Source organism: Corynebacterium glutamicum ATCC 13032, from assembly GCF_000011325.1.
In the GTDB taxonomy this organism is placed as follows: Bacteria; Actinomycetota; Actinomycetes; order Mycobacteriales; family Mycobacteriaceae; genus Corynebacterium; species Corynebacterium glutamicum.
Genome location: NC_003450.3, coordinates 2,637,827 through 2,658,579 on the forward strand (window position 1 = coordinate 2,637,827; position 20,753 = coordinate 2,658,579).

The following is a 20,753-nucleotide window of genomic DNA, read 5'->3' on the forward strand; positions in this document are numbered from 1 at the left end:
TTGGCCTTCAGAAATTCCTATTGACACACCGACCAGCATGGTTTTGATGTCGAGCCAGAAGTTTTCCGCACTAAGTGGGAAATGGTGGGGGTAAGGAGTGACAAACTATGCAAACACACCCAGAATGAAGGAAATTATTCCGCAAAGGCCCTTTTCTCGCTTATAGAAGTCAAGAGTCGGGGTCAATAGTTCGATCTGGCTCGTGTCTGTGCTGCGAATTATCTGCCCATCTAATCAATCGCTATGAGTTCAGGATGTTGATCGATGAATCTCTTCTCTTCAGCACTAATTTGAGCCAACTCATATTTCGAACCAAGATTGCTAATGCCGACCCCGTATTTGGCCTTAAATGAACACTTTCCGGCGCCGATACTGCAATATCAAACCAAGATCTCCATTCTCCAACCGCGGTTTGGCCTCAATATGCAGCCCCGCCAAATCTGGCCGAAAATTCCCATTGGGACGCCCAGAAAGTGCCCTCTCAGAATCGCGTTTAAGAGCCTGTGACCCACTAATCCATACAAATACCCATTCTGCGATCCCAACTGTTTAAACCGCAGTGTAATGACTTTGCTCTTTTTGTTTTGTGGAAGATCACATTGGTAAGTGTGTTTGGGCTGCTAAATCGTAGGTTTTCCGCACTAAGTTACCCTCGGTGTGAAGGACATCGTTTCGTCAAGACCTTTGTCTCATCTGTAGACGTGGAGGATTGGGGTCGTTGACTCGCCTTCGGCACTAATTTGAGCCAAGTCAGGCAAAAAGCCCCTCACACGGCATCCCAACAAGGGACACCGCATGAGGGGCTCAACGCAATAACCAACTAGCCTTCGGCGCGGAGGACACCGTCAACTAGGCGGGCGCGGGAATCCAGGAGGACTGCAGCTTCAACTTCCTTAGCTGCGTCTCCGTGGACACCGAGGTTGCGCTCGACTGGGCGTTCGTACAGTACGCCACCGTGCATACCGGCGACGATGGTACGAAGGCCTGCTTCTTCGCGAGCGATCGCGGATGCGCGCCATACGTCAGCTGCCTCAGCACCACGTGCCACACGAACTGCCTCATAGAAGGCGTCTGGGTGAACAATCGCAACCAGAGCGGAGACGTGTCCGAAGCCAAGGGAGGTAACAAGACCTGCCTTTGGTGCCTTCGCACGAAGGTCTAGTGGCTTGCGCAGCCAGACGAGGTGGGAATGCTTGGACAGTACTGGGTCAACGCAGTCGAGTGCGCGGTTGGCTGGCACCAGTCCGGATCGGAGGACCTGGGTGAGACCGATCATCTGGAATGCTGCTGCACCACCCTTGGCGTGTCCGGTGAGTGACTTCTGGGAAATCACGTACATCGGGTTGCCGTCTGCACGACCGATAGCGGATGCGATGCGCTCGTGCAGGTCGGACTCGTTTGGATCATTCGCGTTGGTGGAGGTGTCGTGCTTGGAGATAATGGAGATCTCATCAGCAGAGACACCGACGGAACGCAGTGCTACTGCAAGGCGAGATTCCACACCATCGCGAGCAGCACCAAGGGCACCGAGGCCTGGGGCTGGGATGGAGGTGTGGGCACCATCTGCAAAGGACTCTGCGAATCCGATGACACCGAGTACTGGAAGGCCCAGGTCAGCTGCGAGTGATCCGCGTGCCAGAAGGACGGTTCCGCCACCTTCGGATTCGATGAATCCACCGCGGCGGCGGTCGTTGGCGCGGGAGAAGAAGCGGTGCTCAATTCCCTTGCCTTCCATCTCTGCGGAGTCGGCGGTTGCTGCCATGTCGCCGAAGCCGGTGATGCCTTCAACGGACAGGGCATCGAAGCCACCTGCGACAACGAAGTCGGACTTGCCGATGCGGATCTTGTCCAGTGCTTCTTCCACAGAAACAGCTGCGGTTGCACAAGCTGCGACTGGGTGGATCATCTGTCCGTAGCCACCGACGTAGGACTGCATGACGTGAGCTGCAACAACGTTGGGCAGTGCTTCCTGCAGAACGTCGTTGGCGCGTGGCTCTGCCAGAATGCGGTCGACGTAGATGCCACGGAGGGATTCCATGCCGCCCATGCCGGTGCCTTGGGTAGAGGACACGCGTGCTGGGTGAACGGAAGCAAGCAGCTCTGCTGGGGTGAATCCAGCGGACAGGAAGGCGTCGACAGTACAGACAATGTTCCACAGCGCGACGGTGTCCAGGTTGTCCACCATGTCAGCTGGAATGCCCCACACAGCTGGGTCGAAGTCCTTAGGAACCTGTCCACCAACGAAGCGGGTCATCGCCATGCGGCGAGGTACGCGGATTGCGGAGCCTGCCTTGCGAGTGACCTTCCACTCCCCTGCTGCTTCGTCGAAAGAAGCAAAGGTGAGTTCTGGCTCGGAGTCGACGTAGGTCAGTGCCTCTTCGCGGGATCCCACGTTGAAGGTGAGGTCCTGGTCGAGGTAGACGGTGGTCAGCTCTGGTGCAAAGTTGTCGATCATGCCGTACTCAGGCATGTCATTGTACTTGCGGACACCAACGCGTGCCATGACTTCGTCGTGGTAGCGGTCGAAGATGTCTTCTTCGGCCACTGCGTCGTCGGAGTCGTCGTACCAGCCTGGCTTTGGATCTTCATCCCAGTGGATAAGTCCCATCGTCCATGCAAGTTCGATGACACCCGCGGCGGAGAGGGAACCGTTGAGTTCGGCGTCGAAACGCGTACGTGCAGAACCCAGTGGGCCGAGCTCGCCGGCGCCAACGATGACGACCATCTCGTCAAGGTTTTGGGTGACTTGACCTGCGAAATCAGGGGTGGTTTGAACCACTGGTCGGTAAGGAGTTGGCAGTGCTGCCACTGTGCGTGGAGCCTCAACCACTGGTGCGTTAGCTGCCTTAGCTGCTTCTGCACGTGCCATTTCCGCCAGGTTCAGATCAGATTCACCAAGTCCGCCAGTGAAGTCGACGGTGATTGGCGCGGATGCTGCCTGCTCGCGAACAGTGGAAGTTGCCTGGGACAGCAGTTTCTCTGCAATTTCTTGGGTGGAGTAGGTTTCCACGCCTGCTTCTTCAGCTGCCTTGACCAAAGGATCGTTGCCGCCCATGAGGCCGGTGCCGCGAACCCAACCGATGTGAGCGTGCACGAGGGAGGTGTGTGCTCCCCATGCAGCTTGCTCTGCGTTCCAACGGGTAACCACGGCGTCGAGAGCTGCCTTGGATTCACCGTATGCACCATCGCCACCGAAGCGTCCACGGTTTGGTGAACCTGGGATGACCACGTGCAGGCGGTGACCCACGTTGATGGAGGAGCCCAATGGCGCAAGACCTGCGATGAGGCGCTCAACAGACCAGAGCAGAAGTCGCATCTGGGATTCTGCCTGTGGGCCTGCATCTGCCATGGATCCGGACACGCGAGGTGCCGCGAATGGGAACAGCAAGGTAGGGACCAAAGCTGGCTTGACCAGCTTGGATGCGCCGTTGACGGTGGTGGTCTGCTCGGATCCGACCCAGTTGATGATGGCGTCGATGTCTGAGTAGGAGCTCAAGTTAGCCGCCACGATCCACAGTGCTGCCGTGCCGCGTGCGGAACGTGCGTAGAGATCCTTGTAGAACTCCAGGCGGTCATGGCCGAGGTTGGAGGTCGTAGCAATGACAGTTGCACCGCCAGCAAGAAGCTTTTCGACGACTGCCGCCGCGATCGAGTTCGGCGATCCGCCGGTTACGACCGCAACATCGTCGGCGTAGTCCAAGGAGCTTTGGTCGCGAGCCTGAGCTGCGAGATCATCAAGTCCAAAGAATTCAGCCTGTGCTGCAACAGCTTCGCCTGCGCCTGTGACATCGATATCAGTTGCTGCGAGTTCGCCAAGAGCAACGCGGGAGAGATCCTCACGCGCAGAAGCCCAACGGTCATCAAGCAGAACAACCTTTTCTTCATCGAAGCTTGGTGCAACCTGACGTGGCCAATCAGAACCGAGTTCCTTGGAGACCAACTCGTAGAGGTCTTCCTCTGCGGTGTCTTCCACGGAAACGGTTGCTGGCTTATCAAGACCCAACTGGGTCAAGATGGTGCGGGCTGCCTGAGCAAGCACACCATCGTGTCCGGTGACCTGCTCTGCAAACTCGCCAAGAGCTGCGGAATCAACCACGCCACCGGCAGCGCCGCCTGCTGAAGGCAGGGAGACCGCAACGCCGCGGCGGGAGGCTACGGCCTGGACGGCTGCGTCGATAAGCGAATCAAGATCTGATGCAGACGCTGGGCTTGCAGGAGACAGTGACGCCAGGTCGCCGCCGCGCAGGGATGCGCCTTCGCGGGCGCCGATCACAACTTCAGCGACCACGTGGTCAGCCCAGCCCTGGCCCAATTCCCACGTGCCGGTGACGCGCTCTGCGATGTATCCCGGGCGCTTACCGGTAGGACCAGTGAGGCGACGCAGGGCATCAGCTGCAGCATCGGAGAGCACAGGGCCAAACGCCTTGTAGCCCTTAGCCATCTTGGACACGGTGACCTTTAGATCACCGAGCTCAGCATCGGCTGCTCCGTCAATTGCGCCGAGGCCGAACTCCACACCAAGATCCAGCAGGAGCTGGTTACGGCGAGAGGACACGCCCTCAACCAGGGTCTCGATGGAATCAGTGGCACCCATCTGATCTGGGCGAACCTTGGTCCAGATAGCGATGAGCATTTCAGTGGCATCAGAAGGAGTGAAGCTGATGTCATCTGGGCGAGGGCCGCCGGTGGCAGGGGCTGCAGCTGCAACAGGGGCTGGGGTTGCTGGGGTTGCTGGGGTTTCAGTGGTTTCTGCAGGAGCTGCTGGGGTCTCTTCAACCGCCACTTCACGCACAACCTCATCGGTAGCGAACACAACTGGGCGATCGCGCTCAATGTTTAACACCTCAATGGTGGCGTCCGCGTACTGAGGAAGGCGCAGGGTCTGGCCCATCATGTTGGCAAGCGTTGGAGCAGAGCCAACACCGACCTCCACGAAACGCTCAGCTTGAAGGCCCTTGATCAACAGATCCTGAGTCTCGATCCAGCGCACAGGTGATGCGAACTGCCATGCAAGCAGCTCAATAAGCAACGTGCGGGCAAGCTTCTGCTTATCGGCGGAAGCAGCCTTGAAATCAGCCAAGATCTCATTGACATAGGTGGACTCCACCACTTCTGCCATGGATGCCACGAACTCTTCAGTGAGTTCGAATGGGCGAGCCACCAAGTTTGGAATGTAGCGGCCAACCAGCACATCCAGATCCAGCTCAGCTGGGATCAGGGAATCAAGGTGCTCACGGAACGCGCCCACACCGTCGCGCAGCTTGGAGGAGTGGAATGGCACGTCAATGCCAGGGATCAAAATGAAGGCACGCTGACCTGGTGCACGGTTCTCAACATCGGCACGAAGGGCGGCAAGACCAGCCTGGGTTCCAGCAACTGCGTACTGCAGGCCAGCCAAGTTGTAGTTAACGATCTCCAGGAATTCACCGGAAGCTTCGGAAACAGACGCAACGTAATCGAAAACGTTGTCTGCGGTCAGACCCATCTTGTTGGGGCGAAGAGCTGCGAGCGCGTAGTTGGACAGACCGTTTTCATCGCGATCCACCAAGCGGTGCATGGTCAAGCCACGACGGTAAACGATCTCCAGAACGGATTCCAGGGACAGCACACCAGCATATGCAGCAAGCGCGTTGTACTCACCAACGGAGTGTCCAGCAAAGTATGCACGCTGGTTCAAGGCATGTGCTTCACGCATTTCAGCGATCTGAGCAACGCCCAGAGTTGCCATGCCCACCTGGGTGAACTGGGTGAGGTACAAAACGCCGTCTGGGTGGAAGAACTTCTCCCCTGCCACGGTTACTTCGCGTGGGTTGTTTTCCACGATTTCCACGATGGAGAAGCCCAGCTTATTGCGGGTGTGTGCATCGGCGCGGTCCCAGATAGCGCGAGCTGCCTGAGAGTTACGGCGTGCTTCCATACCCATGCCCTGGGACTGAATGCCCTGGCCTGGGAATGCGTAGAAAGTAGATGGAGCTGCCACAACAGCGGTGGCGGTAAGCACTAAGTTGCCGTTGACGGTTGCGGTAACGGTGCGGACCTCTCCCATTCCTGGGCGGTTGTCCACTGCGGAGCGCTCAACGCTGAACTCAATTTCTTCACCTGGAAGAACTGGTGCCAGCATGGTTGCGGTGTATTCCACGACCTTGGCTGCGGGAGTTTGGATCTGCTCATCGTTGAATGCTGCACCGGCGATCAGTTCACCGATGGCAGAGGTCCACATGCCGTGCACGATCACACCTGGCAGACCAGCCAGGGAAGCCGCAACATCAGAGACGTGAATTGGGTTGCGGTCACCGGAGATCACAGCGAATGGGCGCATGGATTCAGGTGCAACAACGGTTGCCACTGCGCGAGCTGAGCGTGGGGTGTCCACGGTGGTTGGCAGTGCGGAGGTGTTGGTGCGTGCGACAGCGTTGCCCTTGCGTCCGCGGATCGCGAAACGCTCAGCCAACGTAGCAATCAGGTTGCCTTCTGCGTCGGCGATTTCTGCGCGCACGATCACGAGGCGACCCAGGTCGGTATCGACTACCTCATCGGCAGTCGCGGAAACCTTCAGCGCGCCGTCGGTTGGGACATCGGACTTGAGCACAATGTGGTGCTCCAGGTGAACCAGGGACAGCATGCCTTCCACAACGGATGCGGAATCGGTGCCTGGGATGACTGCGGACTTTACGGCAGCGAAAACTGCTGGCCATGCGCGGCCAACCAGCACGTCAGGTGCGGTGTGTGCAGGAACAACGGATGCTGGCAGGTAGCCTGCGGTGACGTTGTTGTAGTCAGCGATGACGCCGGCATCGACGGAGGTTTCCCAGGTAGCGGTGCCATTGTTCACAGTTGCCAGGGTGCCGCCAGCTGCGATGCGGGTCAGTTCACCCATCGCGGCTTCAGCGTCTTCCTGGGTGACCAGTGGGACAGCGCTTGGCAGAGCGTCGATGGGGCTGGTGAAACGGATTTTCAGCTCAGCGGTGGTGCCGAATGCGGTGGAACCCGCCAAAGGCACAGTCAGCATCGCGTGCTCGGCGTCTTCGTACACCAAGTTGGCGCCGGTTGGGCTATGGAATGCTTCGAATTCGGAGCGGGACCACTTGTCAGCATGCCCAAGGCTGTGGATCACCGATGGGATGTTGCGGCCAGCCCAGAATGTGCCAGGTGAGGAAAGCACTTTGCCCATGATGTCGCGGGAGCGGGAATCGTGCTCATCGATGCGCTCGATGGTGGCGTCGACAAAGCGATCAAGCAGGTCAGCGACAGGTTCGTTGGCCTTGGTGATGCCAGCAACGGCGACGACACCAGGGATAATAGCCACCTGATCAGCGGTGTAGCGATCATCGTGGGACTGCCACAGGGAGTCCGAGCGCCACCAGCGACGCACGTCCTTATCAATGACGGGCACAAAGTTCACAGGCTTGCCCGGCGTGCGGCACAGGCCCAAGAACCAGGCGACATCAGCCGGGGTGAGCAGGTCGGTTGCGGCATGCGGGTAAGCAGCAACAAGCTTGTCGACGCCATCCTCCACCGTCAGGCTTGGCTCAAATTGGCCATGATCCTGCTCGATCAAACGCGCCTCGGCACGCTCCAGCATCTGGGCAAAACGTGCAGCCCAGGAAGCATCAATCCACTGACCATCAACAGGGCCAGACAGCTCGAGGTAGCGGTTGAGCCACTGCTCGTAAGTCATGGATCCGATGTCACCGAAGTACACCTTGGCGGTCTTGCCAATCGCTTCAATGATCTCATCCCGGCGCGCCTGCACAGCCGTCTCATCGCCTGCAACCTCATCAAGAAGGCGTCCAGCCTTAGCAAAGGAGTTGTCGATCTCGTGGATGTCTGCGCCAAGCTGGGAACGGCCAGATGCCATTCCGTTCTTTGCGCCACCAGCAGGAACCCATTCATCAGAGCCCTGGGTGGAAACAAGAAGTTCCTTGACGGCCTGGGAGGTGGTTGCTTCCTTGGTTGCCATCGCAGCGGTACCCACCAAGATGCCATCAACAGGCATAGCTGGCAGGCCGTAGGAAGTGGACCAGGAACCGGTGACGTAATCAGCAGCGCGCTCAGGTGAGCCAATGCCACCGCCGACACACAGCACCACGTTATCCAGTGCGCGGACCTTGCCGTAGGTGGCGATCAGCAGCTCATCGAGGTCTTCCCAAGAGTGGTGTCCACCTGCAACGCCACCCTCAATCTGAATGATGATGGGGAGTTCTGGAACTTCCTTAGCGATAGCCAACACAGAGTTAACCTGCTTGATGGCACCTGGCTTGAATGCGATCCAAGGGAAACCATCACGCATCAGTTCCTTGACCAATGCAACAGCTTCATCCTTTTCAGGAATGCCGGCGGTGATGACGATGCCGTCGATGGATGCACCATTAGCGCGGGCCTTAGGAACAAGGCGCTTGCCACCAATCTGCATCTTCCACAGGTATGGATCCAAGAACATGGAGTTGAACTGGGCGTTGATACCTGGCTCAAGCATGTCGGTGAGCTGTGCGATGTGGGTTTCCAGCAGCTCTGGGGTAACCTGTCCGCCACCAGCGAGCTCAGCCCAGTGTCCACCGTTTGCAGCGGCTGCAACAATGGCAGGGTCAACGGTGGTTGGGGTCATGCCAGCCAGCATCATTGGGGTGCGGCCGGTCAGCTCAGTGAACTTGGTAACCAGGCGTGGGGTTCCATCAACGTGCTCAACGCGTGGTGCGAACTCCTGGTAATCCACTGGAAGTTCAGGTGCCATGCCAGCATCAAATATCTTGGCCTGGCCTGCGGCGTCACCAACATAGAAGGAATCCGCGCCGCGGCCCTCAAGGATGTTGGCAGTCAGCTTAACGATGCCACCATCTGGTCCAACGTCGAGGAACCAGCGAGCGCCAGCCTCATACGCTTCGTTGACGCGTGCTACCCAATCGACAGGGTTAACCAAAACATCAGCGGCGATCTCGCGGGTGAGTTCCACATCCAAACCAGCAGTGGTTGCCCACGCCACGGTCTGCTCCACAGCCATGTTCATAGCTGGGTGATGGAAAGCAGCCTGCACCTTCAGCGGAGTAATACGGGGGCTGAACGCGGAACCGCCGCGCAGCTTATCTTCAATGGCCTTCTTATCCTTGGCAGCCATTGCCTCAATGACCTTAACAACGCGAGCGTTGTCGTCTGGGCGGCCAACCAAAACATAAGAATCGCGTGAGTTGCGCAGACCGATAACCGGGCGGATCTCCGCAGGGACTTCGGCGCAGGCCGCGTCGATAGCTTGCTGAAGCTGTTCGCGGGAAATTCCGGCGATCGACAGCATCGGCATGTTGTCGCCCTGCGCGATCAGGCCCGTCATGCGTGCGGTGCGGGTGATCGCTGCACCGATCAACTGCGCAATGGCAACGAGTTCATCAGCACGAGTCGCATCATTGAGCAGGTGCACGCCCAATACGCCCTGGGAATGACCAATGCTGGACACAGCCTGATCCACATCAAGGCGCTGCGCCTCAAGGGAATCCAGGGTTGCGATCTGGGAGACAAAGATACCCGGCACGCTCACTGCAGATTGTGCAGTATCGAAAGCTGGATCTTCGGAGTTGTTAGCCCAAGCCACTGGATCGAAACCAAATGGAAGGGTGCCAATGAGATCATCTGCAACTAGTGCAAGCAGCGCATTTGCGCGCTCGACGATGTCACTAACATTGGTGCCTGCACCTGCGGCAACCGCGGCACGAAGGGTCTTCAACCAGTCATATCCTTGGCCGGCGAAAGCGAAGGCAAAAGGCTCCTGGCCAAAGCGGTTAATCAGTCGGCTGGCCCCGAAGTTCCTGCTCAATTCGGTCACGTGAGAACTCGCTCCTTGTATAACTTAGCCGGGATGAACGCAGGGCGTGGATCCTGACCTGAAGTTTCGGTTAATACTCTTTTGTAAAGAAAATGGCACGCCTGTAAACCACCAGGGTGACATTGGATAGAAAACAATATGCCACAAATCATGAGGAAAACGTCATCTTTTGCGGGCGTGGCATTTTCCGCTCCTCTTATCGTGCCATTTAACCTCTTCCAAACAAAACTTTCATGGACGAAAAGGTCCTTCCAACAAGTGAGGGAAACCTGCAGGTAATCACTAACCCAGGAGGTCTGTTAACAAGTTTCGCGCAGCCTCTAGCTCGTCGGAATTGTTGTGGCCTTGTTCACCTTCCATTTGCTTGAGGGAAATTCTCACACCCTCCACAGGTAGGAACACTTGGCACGCATGATCCGGTATAACCTCAGCTTCAGCAACAATGCCCCGATCTTCCATCCAGGCATCGAAATCGCGCGAAATACTCATGCCTTCAAAGTGTAGCCAGTTGCCCCTCAAATGAGATTCCTAATTGAGATATAGGACAACAAAGATGATCACTTTCGTTTTGCACCATATATATAGGTGCAATTTTCTACAGCTCCCGGCCAAAGACTTCCAGCACCCACGACACTTCAATGACCGTGGATGTATCCTCCAAATAGCAGCCCGTTAACTCCTCAAACCGGCGCAACCGATAGCGAAGCGTATTCACATGCACAGGAATACTGCGCGCAGCAGCAGGAATATTCATCTGGTTGTCCACATATGCCCGCAAAGATTCCACGATCTCATGAGCAAACTCGCCAGATTCCCTTAGTGGCTTCACATATTTCTGCGCAAGAATCTCCGTCACCCGTGGGCTTGCATGGATAGCCAACTTCCATGACAAATCTTGTGCCCGCTGCACCTCATTAAGTTTCAGATTATCGGCAGCCTTCAATACAAGGGATGCATCCTTATATGAGTCCGCCAGCTTTGAGAGCACCTCTGCCCTACCCAAACCCACAGCAAAACCAGGGCCGTCCACGTTTCGCTTCGGCTCCCCAATCACGATCCCCACGATCACGCTTGGCTGCACCGATGCCAGCACCCGCACTCCGGCGCGCTGAGTCCACTTCTGGATCTGTGTTTCAGCTTTCGCATGATCAGGTGAGGTGGCTGCCAATGCTCTTAGAGGAGTGTCGGCGGGAACGTCATACATCGCAGCACCCCATAAAAGCTCTGACAGTTCAGAGCCTTCCGAGACCGCTTTGCCGATCCATTCTGACCTTCGCACCGAATCGGCGATCGCCGTGGCGACCTCGTGATCGCGGTACACCCTTGTGGCACGCGTAGAAAAGGCATCATTGACCGCCCACATCAGTGTGGACCAGCGCAGCATTCTGCCGGGATCAATATTGTATTCCGGGCCCAACTGCACCAAATGCTCCAGAATTTCCCCCAGAGACATCCGAAAACCGTGCAGCACACTTCCCAGCGGCACATTTTGCGCTATACGTTCGTCGGCAAGCCTTAAAGCCTCAGGCAAGTCCTCGGCCTTTGGCTCGGTGCCCGCGTTAATCACGCGAATAATCAAGGCCGTATTGCGTATCGACGACTCCCTGATCGGCCCCGCGTCAACGAGCTCATAGCCCGGGATCGTAGCGAGCAACTTTGCGGCGGTGCCCTCCGCAATATCCGGCGCATCGGCATCCAAACGTGCGAGCAATTCTTGCCACCGTTCGGCATGCACATCCGCTACCGAACCATCCGACGTGACGGAACTAACATTCTCCATGGAATCCCAGGTTAGCGGGGATCATTGCACCATGCGACACCCCTAGCACGGCGTGTTTGGTAGCACGAAAACTTGTACAGGGGTGGGGTTACCCCCTAAGGTGGTCACAACTTGATAACGGACTGGTTAATAAATGGCCAATCTGACCATTTTAACCTCCATAAAAAGGATTCTCATGCTAAACATCGCACGCAACCGCAACATGAAGCGTCGACTAGCAATTGCTGCTTTCGTCGCCACCGCAACCGCTACCGCCACCATGGCACCAGCATCCGCGCAAACCGACTACGCAGGCCTTTCCTCCGGCGTTGCCGACACCGTCGCAGAAGCTGCAGGAGTCGCAACCACCGCCGTCGCACCAGCCGCCACCGTAGCGCGCCCAGCAAACGGCACCTTCACCTCAGGATTCGGACCACGTTGGGGAACCTTCCACAACGGCATCGACATCGCAAACTCAATCGGCACCCCAATCTACGCCGTCATGGCCGGCACTGTCATCAGCTCTGGCCCAGCATCCGGCTATGGACAGTGGATCCGCATCCAGCACGACGACGGATCCATCTCCATCTACGGACACATGGAATACCTCTACGTCTCCGTCGGCGAACGCGTCGCAGCAGGCCAGGAAATCGCAGGAATGGGCAGCCAAGGATTCTCCACCGGCTCCCACCTCCACTTCGAGATCCACCCAGACGGCGTCACCCCAGTCGACCCACAGGCATGGCTCGCAAACCACGGCATCTACGTTTAAGCGCTAGCCGTTCGTGGGATACGGGTGAAATAAAAGAAACTGCAGGTCATCTTAGTTGATGACCTGCAGTTTCTGTTTGTGCGCCTGGAGAGACTTGAACTCTCACGTCCTAGGACACTGGAACCTAAATCCAGCGCGTCTGCCAATTCCGCCACAAGCGCTTAATGCGGGTTTTACTATACATGGTGTAGTCCCAAATTAACTAATGCGGGTGACCAACTGCACCGTAAAAAAAATTCGCTTATCGTAAATCAGCAGGTAGAATAACACTCTATGAGCGAGCCAGGGCCATCCGGGGTTAAAGAAAAGAAGAAAGTAAAGGCAAGTCACATTGTCTTTCTTCTCATTTGTTTTATCGCAGCCTGCGCGTTGGCGTGGTGGCAGTGGTCAAGATTCCAGTCCGGGTCTGGAACTTTCCAAAACCTTGGCTATGCCTTCCAGTGGCCTCTTATCGGAGCATTCTTTGTTTATGCCTACCGCAAGTATTTGCAGTATGAGAATGAGTCCATTGAGTTAGAAAACATGGAAGCCAAAATGATGGCGGAGCAAGGCAAAACACCAGTTGCGCAATCAGAGCAGGAAGATAGCTTCGTTCAGCTCTCTCACCGTCCGAGCCTGGTGGAAGATGACAGCGTCAAGGAAATCGACGAATCCTTCCTGCCGTCTCGCCCGACGATGGATGTGGAAGAGTTCAACAGGTTGAATGATCCGCATGCACGGAGACGTCGAAAAGCATAAACCTGGAACTTTTCCGGGCCCGCGCCCGACTGCTTTGCTGAAGCCCTATCCCGCTATTTTATTTTTGAAGGAAGAGTTGCGTGTCTACCACCACCCCAATCCACCCTGAGCGCAAGAAACGCGTTCGTCAGGCCCTCACCATGTTCTCCATCGCTGCGTGGGTGACTGGTGTGTTTTTGCTGGCGCTGGTGGCGGAGATGATCATGAAGTACATAATTGGCATGGATCTTCCTGAGTGGGCACGATTCGTTCCGATTGCACATGGATGGGTTTACATTGTTTTCTTGATGACCACCCTGAACCTGGGTCTGAAGGCGCGTTGGAATCCGACTCGTTGGGTGACCACCGCTATCGCAGGTGTGGTTCCGCTGCTGTCGTTTTTTGTTGAGCACAACCGCCGCAAGGAAGTTACTCAGACATTCCAGCTGAACTCATAGTTAAATACACAAAAACCTCCCCGTCCGATCACTGCGTGTGATCTGGCGGGGAGGTTTTAGTTTTCCTTAAGGCCTTAGCTAGCCGCAGCTACCTGTGCGATCTTCTCAACCAATCCGCGCAGCGCTTGACCTCGGTGGGACAAAGCGTCCTTTTCCTCTGCGGAAAGTTCAGCGGAGCTGCGTCCTTGTCCATCGATTTCCTCTGCTGGAATGAACAGTGGATCGTATCCGAAACCGTTTTCGCCCTTAGGTCCGCGTAGGAGTTGGCCTTCCCAACGGCCTTCCTGAACAAATTCTTGGCCGTCCGGAAGTGCAAGCACGCATACGGACACGAAGGCTGCGTTGCGGCGCTCGTCGGGAACATGTTCCATTTGGGCAAGAAGCAGCTCGTTGTTGGCGGTGTCGTTGCCGTGTGCGCCGGACCAGCGTGCGGACAAAACGCCGGGCATTCCGTTGAGTTCTTCGACAGCGATGCCGGAATCATCGGCGATCGTGGCGATGCCTGTGTGGGTTACCCCGGCGCGCGCTTTGATCTGTGCGTTGTCGGCAAAAGTGCGGCCGTCTTCGATCGGCTCGTCGTATGCCTCGACATCACGCAGCGCAAGCAATTCAACGGAATCCAGGCCTGCTTGATCCAAAATCCGCTGGAGTTCTTTGAGTTTCTTTGCGTTGTTGGATGCAAGAAGAAGTTTCATCCGGTGTCCTTAACTCTGTTGTGGTTTTAGATTCCCAGTGCAGCTTTTTGGGCAGCAACCAATTCGCGGCAGCCCTTTTCAGCGTGGTCAAGCATGTCGTTGAGCTGCGCGCGGGTGAAGGTAGTTTCTTCGCCGGTGCCCTGAATTTCCACGAATTCACCGTGTTCGGTCATAACAACGTTGAGGTCAACATCGGCGCGGGAATCTTCTTCATATGGCAAGTCAAGGCATACATTACCGTCGACCAGACCAACGGAAACAGCAGCAACTGGTGCAAGAAGTGGGCTGCCTGGAACAACCCCGCGCTCCTGCAGAACCTTGATGGCATCAGCCAGCGCCACATACGCACCGGTGATCGATGCAGTACGAGTACCGCCGTCAGCTTGCAGAACATCGCAGTCAATCGCAATGGTGTTCTCACCCAGCTGGGAAAGATCCACAGCTGCACGCAAAGAACGACCAATCAGACGAGAAATTTCATGAGTGCGTCCCTTGACCTTGCCGGCCATGGATTCACGACGGTTACGCTCCGCAGTCGCAGCAGGAAGCATCGCGTACTCTGCGGTCAACCAGCCTTCACCTGAATCACGCTTGAAACGAGGCACACCCAATTCCACAGAAGCGGTGCACATGACACGAGTATTGCCGAATTCTACAAGCACGCTGCCTGCAGGGTTGGAAGTAAATCCACGGGTGATTTTGACGGCACGCATCTGATCCTGTGCGCGGCCATCAAAACGAGAAAAGCTGGAAGAAGAAGTCATGAAATACAGGGTACCTTCCAGCCCAACACCCCCGCGCACCAAGATGCTTTTCGACGCCCACCTCCACCAGTTCAGCCCAAAGCCCACGCGCTAGGGGCCGAAACTAACAATGCATTGGAGGAGCTAGCTGCTCAACAAACCTCCAAACCACTGGGCAAACAGTGCGGAAAGCCCACCAAAAATGCGGCTGAACACCTTGAAGAATTAATCCAGAACTGAACCAAGAGTCGATCCAGTAGCTACCGGAGTCTCAGGGTCTTCTGGGACAACAGGAATCTCCCCAGCAATTGTCAGAGTGGACCAGCCCAGAACATTCGCTGAACCTGTCTTGCCAGCCTCATACACTGCCAACTGATTCTCGCCACCATAACCAGAACGAACAGTGATAGTTACCGTGTCATCAGCCCCCACAGTCATTCGATCAAAGCTGAATGTCGTTGGGAACAACACCACATCTACATCTTCGCCGGCTGGTAGACCACCGATGGTGATTTCCTGACCAGCTTCTGCCTCCGATGGAACTACGAGACTGCCTTGGTTTCCGGCATTGAGATCACTTGCCTGTGGAGCAATTGGCTGTTCACCAGACCTGGACCATTAGTGAAATCAACATTAAAGCTCATAGGCGCCTTCTTAGGATCACCTGCGCCATCTGAGGAATACCAGTAGGAAGGCAAGTTGGTATCAAAGTGGAAATCAAGGAAGCCCTGCGGCCACGCTCCCCAACCTGCACCGGAAGTAACCTGAGAGGTGGCATCCAGTGGGACATCAACAATCACTCCGTCATAATCAGGATTGCTTGTCACAACACCTTCAGGATCAAGGTTCACTCCCCCAAACGTTGTGATCGTGACATCCTCATACAAGTCAGTCAACGGGGTTTTCTCATTCGGGTTCGACATCTCCACTGCATAGCTAGTGAGGTCACCAGTCAAAACACCAGTACCAGCTACAGAAACCTCGAGGTGCGGATTCGTGATGGTAAACGGCACCAAACCATCGTAGAAGTTGATGCTGAAAGAACCCTCCCAATCAACGGTCGCTGATCCATCAGGGTTAATGTTTGCTTGTCCACCGCCGAACTCAACGAACTGATCCACAGTTGCATCACTAATGTGCGCCGCCTTAGATGCGTAGTCAGGCTCAGTATTGGTAGTGCCATCACTGTGGATGGTGCTGTTGCAAAGTTGGGCCAGGGTCGAAAAGCCCAACCTCAAGACATTAGTTGTCCTTGCTCCGGGGTGCTTAAGCTGTCTCGAATATCCGGCTGACGATCACCGCGTCTGGGTTCGGGTGCCCGTGAGGTCAAACATCGTGCCCTGGCCTTTCCGTAATGAATGCATCGCTTCCATCCCTTTCAACGTCCGGTAGGCGGAAATTCGGTTTTTGAACGCTCCCTTCGGCCCCAGGATTCTTTTAAGTCGGCCATGATCTCCCTCGATAACGTTGTTGAGGTATTTCACCTGCCGGTGCTCCACCGTCTGAGGGCAGATTCCCTCCGCCTTCAGCTCGGATATTGCCTTGGCCAGAGCTGGTGCCTTGTCGGTGTTGATGACCCGCGGGGACCCGGCTGTCGTATTCGATCGCAGCGTCTTGGCCAGGAAACGCTTGGCCGCAGCCACATTCCGTTTTGGTGAGAGATAAAACTCCAGGGTCTGCCCACCCGCGGTAATAGCCCGGTAGAGATAGCACCACGTGCCGCCGACCCGGATATAGGTCTCATCCACCCGCCAGGAACTGGCCTGCCAGTCAGGAACCTGCCGGTACCAGCGAGTCTGCTTATCCAGCTCAGGGGCGTATTTCTGGACCCAGCGGTAGATGGTGGTGTGATCGACTGGCACACCACGTTCAGTCATCATCTCTTCGAGATCTTAGGTCAGCTCACCCCGTAGCGGCAGTACCACCGCACCGCCCACAGGATGGATCTCGCGAGGGAAATGCCGACCGGAGAAGATGCCCATGGCTCTGATTATTTCACGCCGGTCTTTCTACTGCCCCAACTTTGCAACAACACCCTGCTGGGTGCCCGTGCTTTCCGGCACTGGAACCTCACCGCCACCTGATCCCGGATCAGACGTTCGCGGTGTCACTGTCGCGGTCCTCGTCCGTCTCATCGTCCAGGATGCCGCGGGCACGCTCGACGGCAGGCAGGGAATGATCGGCAGCGGCCGTCACCAGGTCCTCGACCATGGTGCGCAGCAGCCTCGGAATCATCGCAGAATCCGCCCCGTAGAGATGGATCTCACGGATCACCTCATAGAGCATGTCCGCGATACGTTGCGGCTGGTGCACCACACGGACCCGACCGTCGTCATCGGCGATGTAGGGGCTGGGCTCGATGACGGTGACCAAATAGCGGAAGATCCGGTGGATCTCCTGGACACACTGGGCCGCCGTGGCCGGATCATTGATGCCCGGGGACAACGCACGATCGGCAATGTCGACCAGTTGACGCAGTCCGAACGCCACATCCTGGTGAAGTTCCCGCTCGGTCCGCACCTCGATGGCCGAGTGCAGAACGCGTCGGTCCCGGTCGCTGAGTTCCCCGTCCCACCAGACCCGCAGCAGCGGCTGGCCCTCGACGAGGAAGTCCCCCACCGGCCGGTCGACCGTGATCACCGCCTGGTGTTCCGTCGACCAGGACACCAGCTTCCGGTAGTCGATCCACACCAGCGAACCATGGCTGCCCACCCGGATTTCTTCCCGGGGGTCACCGGGCCGCGGTGACCAGCCCGGCCCCTGGACTGGGCCTGCGTCGTCGCTCTGCACGGGATAGATACGTGCGGCCAGAGCCATCGTCTCCTCCCCGATCTCGGAGATGGCGTTGGCCACCCGCATCGAGAAGGTGATGAGCCGGATGAACGCCAGGAACAGTCCCAGACACCCGAGCACCAGCAGGAAGGCAACCGACACTGAAGCACGGGGGACGAATCCGGTGATGTCCTCGTCCTCGCTCCACACGTACCGGATGACCGTCAGGGAGAACACGAACGTCCCCAGGAACATCGCCAGGGTGGCCTGCACGATGCGGTTGCGCAGAAAGCCGTTGAGCATTCGCGGGCTGAACTGGCTGCTCACCAGCTGCAGAACAACGAGAGTGATGGAGAAGATGAGACCGGTCACTGAGATCGTGGAGGCGGCGATGGTGCCCAGCACCTCGCGGGCGGCATCAGGCCCACCCTCAAAAACGAATTTGAGCGCGGCGTCGGACAACCCACGTTCCCACGTGGGAAGCAGGAAACCGAAAACCAGGGCCGCGACCACGCTGGCAGCCGGTATCGCCCAGAAGGGCCGCCACAGCCGGTCCCACCGCGTCTCCCGGGGAACGTCCGGGATCGAACCGCGGATGCGGAAACTCTCGGAGGTACCAGTAGTACCGTGGTCGTTTTTCTTCACCACACCATTATGGCATTGACGACGGTTCTCAGTGCGCACTCAGCCGACTTGTTCCACCCGCCTTCACAACAGAAAACGGCTGTTGTGGCGACGTCGGGGCAGTAGGATCCTCGGCGTGAAATAATTAAGGCCATGAGTCTCTTCTCGGGTCGTCATTTCCCTCGCGAGATCCATCCTGTGGGCGGTGCACAGGTCACTGCCGCTACGGGCTCAGCTGACCTAAGATCTCGAGGAAATGATGACTTCAGCGCGGAGTGCCGGTCGATCACACCACCATCTACCGCTGGGTCCAGAAATACGCCCCTGAGCTGGATAAGCAGACTCGCTGGTACCGGCAGGTTCCTGACTGGCAGGCCAGTTCCTGGCGGGTGGATGAGACCTATATCCGGGTCGGCGGCACGTGGTGCTATCTCTACCGGGCTATTACCGCGGGTGGGCAGACCCTGGAGTTTTATCTCTCACCAAAACGGAATGTGGCTGCGGCCAAGCGTTTCCTGGCCAAGACGCTGCGATCGAATACGACAGCCGGGTCCCCGCGGGTCATCAACACCGACAAGGCACCAGCTCTGGCCAAGGCAATATCCGAGCTGAAGGCGGAGGGAATCTGCCCTCAGACGGTGGAGCACCGGCAGGTGAAATACCTCAACAACGTTATCGAGGGAGATCATGGCCGACTCAAAAGAATCCTGGGGCCGAAGGGAGCGTTCAAAAACCGAATTTCCGCCTACCGGACGTTGAAAGGGATGGAGGCGATGCATTCATTGCGGAAAGGGTCAGGGAACGATGTTTGACCTCACGGGCACCCGAACCCAGACGCGGTGATCGTCAGCCGGATATTCGAGACAGCTTAAGCACCCCGGAGCAAGGACAACTAATGTCTTGAGGTTGGGCTTTTCGACCCTGGCCCAACTTTGCAACAGCACCCTGTGGATGATGCGTACATCCCTATCAGTTGACTCGTAGGTCAATGCAGATCCATCAGACACACCAGCGGATAGGTAGTTGGAGTCACCAAATAGTGGTCGTGATTGTACTTCCTCACTAATACCCCAACGCAGTACAACATCATCAATGCTCAGACCATCATCAGGGATCTCGGTTGCAGAACGCACCGTGAGAACAGCTTCCCTCGACATCGTGGGGCCAGAAGCATTAGTAGCAACGGCACATAACCTTGCTCCAGACTGATCAACTGCCGTATCAGTCACGGTTAAGGAGGTGAGTCCATCTGCCGTAGTGACCTGGAAGTTGTTGTCGGTGTTAATCCTGATCCAGACTCCATTGTTGCGGTATTCCCAGTAGACATTTTCAGCTTCGAGCGGGTCCCGACACCTGGCAAAACCTTTGTTTAACCTGTCAGTAGTACTTAACGCTCCTCCCAAATTACCCTCGGGTTTAGACACAAAAATAGCCCCTTCCGGGGCTAAATAATCCATCTACCAGGTATTTAGAAGTGCTCGTAATTTCAACAGCTCCAACTAAGCGAATTACCGCAATTACAGAATCACCAAAGCTACCTTATTAGTACAAACGGACTAAAACTCGATAACCATTCCTGATCGTGCCAATTCGATAGGACCATCAAAGTGTTCCGCAGCTGCTGCCACTGTGGCCTCTGCATCAATCCATGGTGGAACATGAGTGATAATCAGTTTCTTTACGCCAGCTGCTGCCGCAATTCTTCCGGCGTCTTGGCCACACATATGCATTCCTGGTGCTTTGTCATCGCAAGAGGTGCCCCAAGTTGCCTCGCACAAGAAAATGTCAACGTTGCGGGCGGCGTCGATAAGCGCTTCGGTGTACGCGCTGTCACCGGAATACGTAATTGAGGCGCCGGTGCGGTGCTCCTCTACGCGAAGCGCGTAGGTCTCAATGGGGTGCACAACGCGGAACGGCGTGACCGTGAAATTATCAATGAGCTCTGGCTTGCGCTCTTCCCAGGCGTCGAAAGCAAAAGTATCTGACATATCGTCAACGCCATCAGGCTCATCGGAGCTCAAACGACCAAGCCTGTTGGGGGTATCTTCAGGTCCAAACAAAAGATTGCGGCTCTTGGCGGCCAGCGTTGGGTGGAACCTGCGCCACACCATCAAGGACGCAAAATCAGCGCAGTGATCGGTGTGCAAATGGGAGAAAATAACATGCGCATCAGCAGGATCTTGAATTTCTTGAACTGCTGCAAGGACACCTGGGCCCATGTCCATAATCACGGCAGGGGCGTCCGGAGAAGTTAACAGATATCCGGATGCGGGGTTACCTGGAGCGGGCACGCTACCAGAGCTTCCAAGGATGGTCAGTCTCATAAGGATACTGTGCCATGCAATTGAAGTTCGCGTGAACTTTTAGGCCAAAATGTGAATTTCTAACTACCCCTTCCCTTT

General features: G+C 56.4%; 12 protein-coding genes, 1 tRNA gene and 2 pseudogenes. 4 read left to right on the forward strand and 11 right to left on the reverse strand.

Annotation, left to right across the window (positions count from 1 at the left end; genetic code table 11):
- Nucleotides 1-820 precede the first annotated feature (820 nt).
- The 3 genes from CGL_RS12390 to CGL_RS12400 form a co-directional block, all read right to left on the reverse strand.
- Entirely contained in the window at nt 821-9,811 is an 8,991-nt protein-coding gene (locus CGL_RS12390) for a type I polyketide synthase (RefSeq protein WP_011015170.1), read from the reverse strand.
- A 282-nt stretch (nt 9,812-10,093) separates the two neighbouring features.
- On the reverse strand, nt 10,094-10,300 hold the full coding sequence (locus CGL_RS12395; protein WP_003857695.1) for a hypothetical protein: 207 nt from the start codon (nt 10,298-10,300) through the stop codon (nt 10,094-10,096).
- A 106-nt stretch (nt 10,301-10,406) separates the two neighbouring features.
- Nucleotides 10,407-11,591 carry a PucR family transcriptional regulator gene (locus CGL_RS12400; protein WP_011015171.1) on the reverse strand — a complete coding sequence of 395 codons (1,185 nt, stop codon included), beginning with the start codon at nt 11,589-11,591 and terminating at the stop codon, nt 10,407-10,409.
- A 175-nt stretch (nt 11,592-11,766) separates the two neighbouring features.
- Here CGL_RS12400 and CGL_RS12405 point away from each other — a divergent pair, with 175 nt between their 5' ends.
- Nucleotides 11,767-12,342, forward strand: a complete 576-nt coding sequence (locus tag CGL_RS12405) for a M23 family metallopeptidase (RefSeq protein WP_003857696.1) — start codon at nt 11,767-11,769, stop codon at nt 12,340-12,342.
- A 79-nt stretch (nt 12,343-12,421) separates the two neighbouring features.
- On the opposite strand, the gene CGL_RS12410 is transcribed toward CGL_RS12405, so the two are convergent.
- Nucleotides 12,422-12,503: transfer RNA gene (locus CGL_RS12410), tRNA-Leu, on the reverse strand.
- Nucleotides 12,504-12,615: 112 nt separating this feature from the next.
- Here CGL_RS12410 and CGL_RS12415 point away from each other — a divergent pair.
- Together CGL_RS12415 and CGL_RS12420 are read left to right on the forward strand one after the other, a co-directional pair.
- The gene (locus CGL_RS12415) at nt 12,616-13,080 is read left to right on the forward strand and encodes a hypothetical protein (protein WP_003857998.1); all 465 of its coding nucleotides are present in this window, start codon (nt 12,616-12,618) and stop codon (nt 13,078-13,080) included.
- An 80-nt stretch (nt 13,081-13,160) separates the two neighbouring features.
- The gene (locus CGL_RS12420; RefSeq protein ID WP_003857996.1) at nt 13,161-13,517 is read left to right on the forward strand and encodes a DUF3817 domain-containing protein; all 357 of its coding nucleotides are present in this window, start codon (nt 13,161-13,163) and stop codon (nt 13,515-13,517) included.
- A gap of 74 nt (nt 13,518-13,591) precedes the next feature.
- Here the strand turns inward: CGL_RS12420 and rdgB are convergent, their stop codons facing one another.
- The 6 genes and pseudogenes from rdgB to CGL_RS12455 all read right to left on the reverse strand — a co-directional run bounded on the left by rdgB (nt 13,592) and on the right by CGL_RS12455 (nt 18,372).
- A complete protein-coding gene (rdgB, locus tag CGL_RS12425; RefSeq protein WP_011015172.1) occupies nt 13,592-14,212 on the reverse strand; it encodes an RdgB/HAM1 family non-canonical purine NTP pyrophosphatase in 621 nt (206 codons plus the stop codon).
- A gap of 26 nt (nt 14,213-14,238) precedes the next feature.
- Nucleotides 14,239-14,976, reverse strand: a complete 738-nt coding sequence (gene rph / locus CGL_RS12430; RefSeq protein ID WP_003857993.1) for a ribonuclease PH — start codon at nt 14,974-14,976, stop codon at nt 14,239-14,241.
- 204 nt (nt 14,977-15,180) lie between these two features.
- The gene (locus tag CGL_RS12435) at nt 15,181-15,393 is read right to left on the reverse strand and encodes a hypothetical protein (RefSeq protein ID WP_011015173.1); all 213 of its coding nucleotides are present in this window, start codon (nt 15,391-15,393) and stop codon (nt 15,181-15,183) included.
- Between the two features lie 104 nt (nt 15,394-15,497).
- Nucleotides 15,498-16,187: a hypothetical protein gene (locus tag CGL_RS12440; protein WP_011015174.1), complete on the reverse strand. Its 690-nt coding sequence runs from the start codon at nt 16,185-16,187 to the stop codon at nt 15,498-15,500.
- A 34-nt stretch (nt 16,188-16,221) separates the two neighbouring features.
- Nucleotides 16,222-16,937 (reverse strand): annotated as a pseudogene (locus CGL_RS12450) (IS6 family transposase).
- Between the two features lie 109 nt (nt 16,938-17,046).
- Nucleotides 17,047-18,372, reverse strand: a complete 1,326-nt coding sequence (locus tag CGL_RS12455) for a DUF2254 domain-containing protein (protein ID WP_020948629.1) — start codon at nt 18,370-18,372, stop codon at nt 17,047-17,049.
- 132 nt (nt 18,373-18,504) lie between these two features.
- Between CGL_RS12455 and CGL_RS12460 the strand changes: the two are divergent.
- Nucleotides 18,505-19,223, forward strand: a pseudogene (locus CGL_RS12460) (IS6 family transposase).
- A 684-nt stretch (nt 19,224-19,907) separates the two neighbouring features.
- Here the strand turns inward: CGL_RS12460 and cdpA are convergent.
- Nucleotides 19,908-20,675, reverse strand: coding sequence for a 3',5'-cyclic adenosine monophosphate phosphodiesterase CpdA (cdpA, locus tag CGL_RS12470; RefSeq protein ID WP_003857989.1), 768 nt, complete (start codon nt 20,673-20,675; stop codon nt 19,908-19,910).
- Nucleotides 20,676-20,753: the final 78 nt, after the last annotated feature.

What these genes read in the sequence shown, in the direction of transcription:
- rdgB (WP_011015172.1), bottom strand. Translation starts at nt 14,212, where the DNA reads ATGAAACTTCTTCTTGCATCCAACAACGCAAAGAAACTCAAAGAACTC.
- CGL_RS12405 (WP_003857696.1), top strand. Translation starts at nt 11,767, where the DNA reads ATGCTAAACATCGCACGCAACCGCAACATGAAGCGTCGACTAGCAATT.
- rph (WP_003857993.1), bottom strand. Translation starts at nt 14,976, where the DNA reads ATGACTTCTTCTTCCAGCTTTTCTCGTTTTGATGGCCGCGCACAGGAT.
- cdpA (WP_003857989.1), bottom strand. Translation starts at nt 20,675, where the DNA reads ATGAGACTGACCATCCTTGGAAGCTCTGGTAGCGTGCCCGCTCCAGGT.
- CGL_RS12415 (WP_003857998.1), top strand. Translation starts at nt 12,616, where the DNA reads ATGAGCGAGCCAGGGCCATCCGGGGTTAAAGAAAAGAAGAAAGTAAAG.
- CGL_RS12400 (WP_011015171.1), bottom strand. Translation starts at nt 11,591, where the DNA reads ATGGAGAATGTTAGTTCCGTCACGTCGGATGGTTCGGTAGCGGATGTG.
- CGL_RS12435 (WP_011015173.1), bottom strand. Translation starts at nt 15,393, where the DNA reads ATGACTGTGGGGGCTGATGACACGGTAACTATCACTGTTCGTTCTGGT.
- CGL_RS12395 (WP_003857695.1), bottom strand. Translation starts at nt 10,300, where the DNA reads ATGAGTATTTCGCGCGATTTCGATGCCTGGATGGAAGATCGGGGCATT.